7 protein-coding genes are annotated in these 9,064 nt (G+C 38.4%); 2 read left to right on the forward strand and 5 right to left on the reverse strand.

The window, feature by feature from the left end; all coding sequences use genetic code 11:
- Window positions 1-166 precede the first annotated feature (166 nt).
- Both ACFQIC_RS20990 and ACFQIC_RS20995 read right to left on the reverse strand, forming a co-directional pair.
- Window positions 167-718, reverse strand: coding sequence for a hypothetical protein (locus ACFQIC_RS20990; RefSeq protein ID WP_204712327.1), 552 nt, complete (start codon window positions 716-718; stop codon window positions 167-169).
- Between the two features lie 325 nt (window positions 719-1,043).
- On the reverse strand, window positions 1,044-2,327 hold the full coding sequence (locus ACFQIC_RS20995) for a right-handed parallel beta-helix repeat-containing protein (protein WP_390217870.1): 1,284 nt from the start codon (window positions 2,325-2,327) through the stop codon (window positions 1,044-1,046).
- 755 nt (window positions 2,328-3,082) lie between these two features.
- On the opposite strand from ACFQIC_RS20995, the gene ACFQIC_RS21000 reads away from it, so the two are divergent.
- The gene (locus ACFQIC_RS21000) at window positions 3,083-4,177 is read left to right on the forward strand and encodes a replication initiation protein (protein ID WP_204712326.1); all 1,095 of its coding nucleotides are present in this window, start codon (window positions 3,083-3,085) and stop codon (window positions 4,175-4,177) included.
- Between the two features lie 240 nt (window positions 4,178-4,417).
- Here the strand turns inward: ACFQIC_RS21000 and ACFQIC_RS21005 are convergent, their stop codons facing one another.
- Entirely contained in the window at window positions 4,418-4,963 is a 546-nt protein-coding gene (locus tag ACFQIC_RS21005; protein ID WP_204712325.1) for a helix-turn-helix domain-containing protein, read from the reverse strand.
- Between the two features lie 128 nt (window positions 4,964-5,091).
- Window positions 5,092-5,655, reverse strand: a complete 564-nt coding sequence (locus ACFQIC_RS21010) for a tyrosine-type recombinase/integrase (RefSeq protein WP_204712324.1) — start codon at window positions 5,653-5,655, stop codon at window positions 5,092-5,094.
- Window positions 5,656-5,903: 248 nt separating this feature from the next.
- Between ACFQIC_RS21010 and ACFQIC_RS21015 the strand changes: the two genes are divergently transcribed.
- On the forward strand, window positions 5,904-6,662 hold the full coding sequence (locus ACFQIC_RS21015) for a collagen-like protein (RefSeq protein WP_390217872.1): 759 nt from the start codon (window positions 5,904-5,906) through the stop codon (window positions 6,660-6,662).
- A gap of 154 nt (window positions 6,663-6,816) precedes the next feature.
- Here ACFQIC_RS21015 and mobQ read toward each other — a convergent pair whose 3' ends face one another.
- Window positions 6,817-8,733 (reverse strand): MobQ family relaxase, encoded by a 1,917-nt coding sequence (gene mobQ / locus ACFQIC_RS21020; protein ID WP_204712329.1) that lies wholly within the window; start codon window positions 8,731-8,733, stop codon window positions 6,817-6,819.
- Between the last annotated feature and the right edge of the window lie 331 nt (window positions 8,734-9,064).

Genomic DNA, 9,064 nt, shown 5'->3' on the forward strand with positions numbered 1-9,064 from the left:
ATCTTTGAGAAGTATTTTGATATAGAAGGGGAAAAAGAAGCTGAACAGATCGCTGTGGGGTTAAAAAAAACGGTGCAAAAAAATAAAGAAGAATTGAGAAAGATTGATATAGAACAATCAAAAGAACACAACAGAACTATAAACAAGTAACACAACAATCATTGCGTTACTTGTTGGTCCTTTTTCTTCGTAAATACTCGATCAAGGGAAACAAAATCTGTTCTTCCAGTTCTTCAAATGAATGATCCATTTTAATGCGGTGGCCATTGAATAGAAACGCATCCAGCAAATACAGAATGCGTGGTTTAGCTTGCCACGTATGCTCATTGATCTTTTCCCACACATAAGCTTCAAAGTCCTTAGAGTGCTTGTTGTGTTCGATACATGCTTTTATATCCATCTTTTTGACATCCATAGATCCTTCAAACATATTCTTACGAACCATTTCCCACCACATCTCGGCTCGCACACTTTCTCGATCATTGTTATCTTTAACAACATTTGTTGCATTAGTCGATTCTACTAGTTCTTCTGGAACACGTTCTTGAATAAATGCCCATAAATCAGATTCATTGATTCTCCATCCTTCTTTTCGAGAAGTTGGAGCCATACCCTTTAACGTACCATTTCGCAGCCAACGGCGAAGACTTTCTTTATGCGTGGTAATTTTATAATGCTTCAATTTTTCTAAAGCTTGATCAACATTATATTGAGTCATCTTATACCTCCTTACAAAACAATTGATGTATTAATTAAATAATACATCAATTGTTTTGTTAAATCGAGAAATAACTAAAGTTTTGTTAACTACGTGTATTTGGCATTTAACTTATATTTTAAATGGCAGTATATTATTTTGCATATAAAACAAACAGCCAAAACATATACGATTATGAATAAATCATTGCATATGTTTGAGCTGTTTTAATACGGTTTTATTCAACATAAGCACCCTATAGTCAAATAGGCATAAAATAATCCTTCGATAGGTTAGAAATATTTTATGTTCTCCACGTTATTGCTTCAAATGTTGAGTTGTAATACTATCTTTGATCGTCAATTGTAGCATCACTATTATTATCCGATAACTCTGACAGTGGATCATAAGGAGGGCCGGCTTGAGTTCCCGCCAACAAAGCAATGTCAACAAAGTTTTCAGGAATTCCCCATGAATTTCCTGAGAAAACAAAGACGGCCCTGTCTACTACCCAACCACGAGTGTTGTACACAACGTTGTTAATGATATCTCCAGTTGTGTTTGGATTTAAATATGCAGGTTGTCGAAGTGAATGGAAGGTATTTCCCTCAATTAAGAGGTTTGTCATATTGTTTGCTTGTGTAACAATTGCACGATTTGTTACCCAGCCACTTGATGGAGGCGCTTGTTCAGGTCCATAAATAGTGTTATTTACTATCCTATGATCACTTCCACCAATTTGAATAAATTCCCTAGGATACGGAATATCACTTGTCATAGTTAATCCTTCAAGAGTTATTGCATTTCCAGTTACCAAGAATGGATTGACTGGTGCTTGTAGCACTATCATATTTCCTGGGTATCCAAGTAAAGTGATTCCTTGTTTATTAACATTTATTTGAGACACAACAGGGTACGTTCCTTCTAATATATGAACTGTTCCTGTTGTGGCTACTGCTGCAATCCCTTCTTGAATTGTTCCAAATGGGTTTTCTTGACTTCCATCTCCATCTACTTCCCCAGCCCTAACATAGATATTAAAAGGGTCTACGGTAATCTGTGCGACTGCATTTAATGCTCGATTTGTAACTTGCAAGGTTGTAATATTCGTCGCAGTGACTCTTGTAATGATAATTCTATAAGTGTGTGTACCTGGTGGCGGTGTATCAATCCACGTGATATTTGGCGTAAACGTATCTGATGTTGTTGTATTTGAGGAAAACGTTCTAGTTCGAATCACTGGTGCAGTCGTCAAAGTAGTAGGACTAGTACCTAATCTCACTAGTTGGTAGTTCACGTTTAACGAATAGTTAGTCACACTTCCTGTTGAGAAAAACAATCTAAACGTTGAATCCAACTTTATTTGTTGACCTTCTGAAGTTGTTAAAGGCGGAAGGTCCATTACTATCGGAGAAGAAGTAAGCAGGTTGACTGGATCATTTGCTTGTGTGGTAAAGAAGGTTGAGCCAGTTCCTGATTCACCTGGAGGTCCTTCTGGCCCCGCTGGCCCTGTTGGCCCTGTTGGTCCTGCTGGTCCTCTTCGCCCAGGTGGACATTTGCATTTTTGTTTTTTCGCTTTTAGTACCGGATATATCGGAGAGCATCCACTATATGTTCGGATTTTGCCCATAAAAATCACCTCCTCAATAAGCATTTATCTTATGATATGTTGATAGTCTTTCTAATGCTTGGATGATCTATCAGATTTTTACTTTTAACTACATTTTCATATACTTTTTTGTCGCACATTGACATCAGATGAAACATTGGATTATGAATTGGGAGAAGAACATATTGAAAATACCACCGACCCTAGGATCTTTTTTAAACTTTGTGAAGGGTTACTTTGTTTATTAACCTATATAAGGTTAATTATAAGAGCGTTTTAAATAGGTTTGTGCGCACTTTTTTTAAATTAAAGTGTTATCTATCCATTAAACTATTAAAACAATCTGTAGGGGGGTCTTTGTTTCTCTCACGCAGGATTACCTATGAACTGATGATGTTTTTTTATTTTAATTTAATATTCCCTTTTTAAAATCAACAGGACTGTTTTTTGATTATCATGTTGTTGTTGTTTTATAGATCTTTGTTTTAAATACTGTTTTAAATACTGTTTTAGAAGTCTCTTGAGTAGTTGGTGTGACAGCTTTTTGAGGACTTAACTATCACACTTTCGGTTCGAACTATCACACTTTCGGTTCGAACTATCACACTTTCGGTTCGATAACTATCACACTTTCGGTTCGAACTATCACACTTTCGGTTCGAACTATCACAAATCACATTTCGTGTGATTTTACTTTGTTTATGGACTATTATAGAATAATAGATAGGTATTATCGATCACAAATCACATTTCGTGTGATAGGTGGAGGGATTTTAATGAATGAAAGTTATTTAGTAACAAAATCCAATGACTTAATTGAAGCAAGACATAAACATCCTTTGAGTGCTAGAGAGCAAAAGATCATACTGACTATGGTCAGCATGATCCAAATAAGTGATGAGGATTTTATGACGTATGATATTTCAGTGCGTGACTTTCACGAATTGTTAGGACTTGAAGGGCGGGAGAAATACACAGAGCTAAAAGACATTATTGAAAGTTTAATGGCCAAAGTGATTGAGATACCTACAAAAGATGGTGGTTGGTTACTGACTCATTGGGTTTCTGTGGCTCAATATATTGAAGGAGAAGGTATTATAAAGTTAAAATTCGTTCCTGAATTAAAACCTTACTTATTGCAATTAAAAAAAGCATTTACTTCTTATCGTTTAAGTAATATCTTATCTCTAAAAAGTGCTTATTCTATACGAATGTATGAATTAATGAAAAAGTGGCAGCATCTTGGCAAATTGGGGGTTCCAGTCAAAGATTTAAAAGAGAAATTGGGAGTTAAAAAGGGTAAGTATAAACAATATGGACATCTTAAAAGCAGAGTTTTAAATCCTGCTATTAAAGAATTAAACGATAAAACAGATATACAAGTGAGCTTTAAAGAAATCCGTAAAAGTCGTAAGGTTATCAAAATTGAATTTCTGATTAAGCACTATAATGAAAAAGAAATAAAAATTAAAAAATCAAAAACAGACCAATTCGATAAGGAATTATTCGATGAATTGAATGATCTTGCAGATGGATATGAGCTTTCTCTTGAAGGGTTTAAACACATGGAAAGTGTTGCAAAAAAGATTTACACCAAAGACGAGTACATAAATCAATTAGAACTGCTAGTCGAAACTGCCAATCTCAGGTTCAAACAAGGAAATGCCAATAATCCAGTTGGATTGATGATCCATATTATCAATGACAAAGAAAAGCTTTTTGAACAGGGGTATGAAGCGAAGGTAGAGGAAACATCATCAGAAATTATTCCAGAATGGCTTAAAAAACAAAAAAGCCCAAAGGAAGAGAAAGAAGGAAGAACACCTGAACAATTAGCGGAAGATGTTGAACGATTACTCAACACAAGGTGAAACGGAAAGAATGGCTCATTAGCAAATAGGTTTTATCAGGAGTCTCGTCGCTAATTTCACTTGATTGACTATCTCATCCTGTATCCACCAAATAAACGATTCCAGAATGATGACTTGGGCTTCTCTTGTTCAAGTCTTTTTTGCTCTCTCATTCCCCTCTAATGTTTCGTCATTCCTTTGAAAACTGGATGGTTCTCGCTCTGATTTCATTCCAACTTAAAAGTCCCACAATTCATCTAACTATTTATTAAATAATCGACTAAAAAAAGATTTTTTCTTTTCGGGATCCTTCTGTTCTTCTTCATGAACCGATTCAGCTTCAGCAGCAGTAGCAATCTGCTTCTTCGCTTCCATTGATTCATTCATCACATTCATTAACTGTTCATCTCTTTTATCCAACTTTTCTGAGATATATCTGTCTCTTTTGTCCAATTCTTCTAATAATTTTTTATTAAATTCCTTCTGTTCATCCATGCTCTTTTTCAACTCTGACAAGGCTTCACTAACGGTTTGTTCCACTTCCTTTTCACCATCATTCACCGTAACAGTCATGGTGATTCCTTGATCTTGGAGCAACTCGTCAACATCATCAATTCCTTTGCCTTCACCATACCAGTCACGAATCTGCTTAATAATATCCAATTCACTTTCATGAATCTGATAGCTTTTTCGTTTCCCTTTTCTTACCTTGAGGAACCTCTGATGATTACGAATGTACCTCCGAGCCGTACTTTCGGTCAATCCTGACCTCTCCATGACCTCTGATACCGATAGCCACTTTTCCATTCATTCACACCTCCGCTAATCTATCATTCTTACTATAAGTATATCTACTATGCGTAGAATCCTGCAAACCCACCATGAACGAGACTATCAAACATCCAATAAATTTTAGAGGTTTCCCACAAACATACCTACAACGCAAAGTTTTTCAGATTGTTAGCTATCTGTTCTTGTGTGATTCCGATATATCGCTTCGTGATCTCGGGGTGCGAATGATTAAGGATTTCCTGCAATTCAGCGATATCCTTAAACTGTTTATAATGCCAGTAACCAAACGTTTTACGCATGGTATGAGTCCCCACGCCATCCACTTCGGCCATCTTTGCCGCCTTATGTAACTGTCGATAAGCTTGAACTCGACTGATTGGCTGATCGCCCTTACGACTAGGGAACAACCACTCCGCACCTTCTAACGTGTCTATGTACGTGTTCACTTCATCATAAATATTATATAAGCTGACCGTTCGCGGTTTTTTTGTCTTACCTTCTTTCAACTTTATTTCCTTTTTACCTCGGACACCCTTCACTTTCAATTGCAATAAATCTCCCACACGTAAACCGGCGTTAATGCCCATAAGAAACATAATGTAATCTCTATCTCCACAAAATCGTTGTAAAGCCCACTTCATATCTTCCAGCTTCGCTAGATCTCGAATCGGTTGAACGTCCTTGATTTCCCCTCGTTTAGATGTCATTTCGACAGCTCCTTCATCCTATCAACTGCGTATTTTGAATGTAACATTTTTTTATATTACATCCAGTATAAGACGGAAAAGGAACAAACTCAATTAAATCAGCAAAATGAACGTAACTTTTTATCTAATATGTTACGTTTGAAAAAATATATAAATATAGTAGTAATTACGAGGGGCTGTGATAATCATCCAAGCATTGGTAAGAACATCTACATATAATGAGATAAATACTTATTGAGGTGACTTTTATGGTGAAAAAATATAGTGGATGCTGTCCTCCAATATATTCGGTACGAAGAAAGAAAAAAGAAAAATGTGTATGCCCGCCTGGTCGAAGGGGACCTCAAGGCCCGGCAGGACCACAGGGAGAACAGGGTGTAGCGGGACCAGCAGGACCACAGGGAGAACAGGGTGTAGCGGGACCAGCAGGACCACAGGGAGAACAGGGTGTAGCGGGACCAGCAGGACCACAGGGAGAACAGGGTGTAGCAGGACCAGCAGGACCACAGGGAGAGCAGGGTGTAGCGGGACCACAGGGGGAACAAGGAGAGCAGGGACCAGCAGGAGGATTATTAGCATTTGCTGATTTTTATGCGCTAATGCCACCTGATAATGCTGCAACAGTAGCAGCTGGAGGAGACGTAGATTTTCCTGAAGATGGTCCTTCTTCCAGTGGGGGGGAGATTTCTCGTGCTGGTGCGGATACATTTAACTTGGCTGATATTGGTATTTATCAAGTCTTTTTTCAAGTGAGTGTTACCGAAGCAGGTCAATTGGTTTTAACCCTCGATTCTGGAGGAGGAACTGTTGAACTTGCATATACAGTCGTCGGGCGAGCAACTGGTACTTCTCAGTTAGTAGGAATGGCTCTTGTTGAAACAACAGTAATTAATTCTATACTTACTGTACGAAATCCTGCCGCCAATTCCACAGCACTAACCATCACTCCTCTCGCTGGAGGAGCAGTGCCTGTTTCCGCACATCTTGTTATCACAAGAATTCAATAAACATGGAAAATAGAAGCACTTACTATATTTTTTATAAACCTCCTTGTTAGCATAACTATATTCAAAATGTGATATACGAATAATAGTTAATAAATGCTCATAGGCGAGCAAGGAAAAAGGTCTCTATCCACCATATAGAGGCCTTTTTCTATGTTTATCTTTCCAATCCATAATCTTTACCCTTACCTCGTTGTAACTTCTTCTCTCGTTGACTCTGATGGTGTTCCATAGCCCTACCTGCTTGTTCAATCCCTTCAAGAATAGCCCCAAAGAAATCACTTTCTTTTTCAGTTTGTTCCGCTTTTTCTTGAAATTGTGGCAACTGGGTAGTCATTTTGCTGACAGATGATTGTTGTTCAGCTAAATCCGCCTGATGTTCCACTCCATTTTGTTTCAAAAGCTTGGCAAATGTATCACGTTCGGATAAGGCATTGTTATACTCTTGCTTGTGCGATTTGGAAAAGACTCTTTTGCCTTTGAGAATGGGATCGTTTTGGTATTTTCCAACAAGTTCTTGAGCCTTCTGATAGTTTTTTAAGTACCCTTCACATTGTTCAAGTCGGTCGGTCTCTTGAGATATATCGTTGATTTGTCCGTGAAGTTTCCGGGATAATCCACGCATATGTTTAACGTGCTGCTCCATCGAATCAATCGATATAACTTTATTAAAATGGGTATTCACAGAATCTAATGCGCGAGCTATTTTAAAGCTCATATGATCCATTTCTGGTCGATCAGGATATCTCGCTGCCACTCTTCGTACAAAAGAGTTCTCATTAGCTCTCTGTGCGTCCTGTAACGTCTTGCGTTCTTGGTTTAAGGTCCGACGTTGCATCATATTTTTGTCCATCTGCTTGGGACGTTCCTGTTTATAGTTGTTTTCAATCTGTCTAAACCCTTGTTCGTTTTTGAATCCCAGCTTCTCACGGTAGTCATTCAACTTCTGATCATGGTGAGCAATTTCCTCTTTAAAATGAGCGATTTGCTTTTCAGATTTATCTTTAATCGCACGATTTTCCTTCACTTTCAATGGATTCATCCAGTTGATCTCCTCAATCCTACGTTGTTCTTCGCCCATTCTACGAGTGAAGGAGTGCATCCAACGGTACTGATCCGAAGCTTCTTTGATGGATGTATCTTTCCAACGTAAATACTGGCTATTGTTTTCCAAACGATTTTTCCATTGATCAAGTTGGTCCATTCGTTCAGCAATATTGGATAACGTAGGTTCAGTTTTTAATACATGAGAAGCTTGCTGCAAATGAATACGCTCTTGAGGAGTATTAAAGCTTGCAACCTTTTTCGCTTCCTGCTCTTTGCGTGCCTTTTCTTGCTCCAGGGCTTTCTTTTCCTCACGATAGGTTTGAAGATCTACGACAACTTGATTATACGCTTGACGATCACGATTGATATTCCCACGATCCGTTTCCACGCCACGGTTTTCCATCTCATGAGCCACGTGGCCGAGATGAACGGTGGGTTGTTGTTCGAATCCACGTTCTTCATGAGAAAGATGCGAAATTCGTTCTTCGAATCCTTCTTTTTCTAGGGAATGGTTGGCTTGCTCTGACCACTGTTCACGCCATTGTTGAATGAAGTTCCGATCATTCCAATCACGATTTTTCTTCGTAAATCCATCTTCTGAAATCTCACGAGTCGTCAACATGACATGCGCATGAGGATTATTCGGATCATCCCTATGAATCGCTACATCTGCGATCATCCCTTGATGAACGAATTGCTTTTGCACAAAATCATGAATCAAATCATCCTGCTGCGCATGAGAAAGTTCATGAGGAATCGCAATATTGATTTCTCGGGCCAGTTGAGAGTTTTTACGATTTTCCGCTTTTTCTACTTCATTCCAAAGGCGTTCTCGCTCATTCACCCATGCTGGAGAATGAGAAGGCGACAAAATCATGGTTTCCGGCTGAATGTCACGCTGATAATATTTCGTTTCACCCGTTCGTTCATCGTGCAAACGTTCACCTGAACGATAAGCAGATGCAGCAACAGCTGATTGGCCTTTACTTCGTGAAATCATCTGAGCTGAAAAATGATAAATAGCCATGAGAACACCTCCTTTTAATAACACCACGTGAATCCCCATAAGACGAAAAAAGAAAGGGGAGAATCGAAGATTGTTCCCTTTCTTTTTTTGAATCGCTGATAAGCGAATAGGGTTTATGTATCCGATCAGGAGGATACGAGTCTTTGTTGCGAAAGCAACCGCACACAAACGATAGTTTGTATAAGTGCGCCCTTCTCATTTCATTCGTTGGGAAAATTATAGCACATGCTCTATAAAATCGCTAATAACTATGGGAATGTACCCAAATCATGGTAAGATAAAATCATCTAAACCCCAACGGAAGGAATGAGGAAGGATGGCAAGAAAAACA

It is taken from the genome of Halobacillus seohaensis (assembly GCF_042663045.1).
GTDB lineage: Bacteria > Bacillota > Bacilli > Bacillales > Halobacillaceae > Halobacillus_A > Halobacillus_A seohaensis.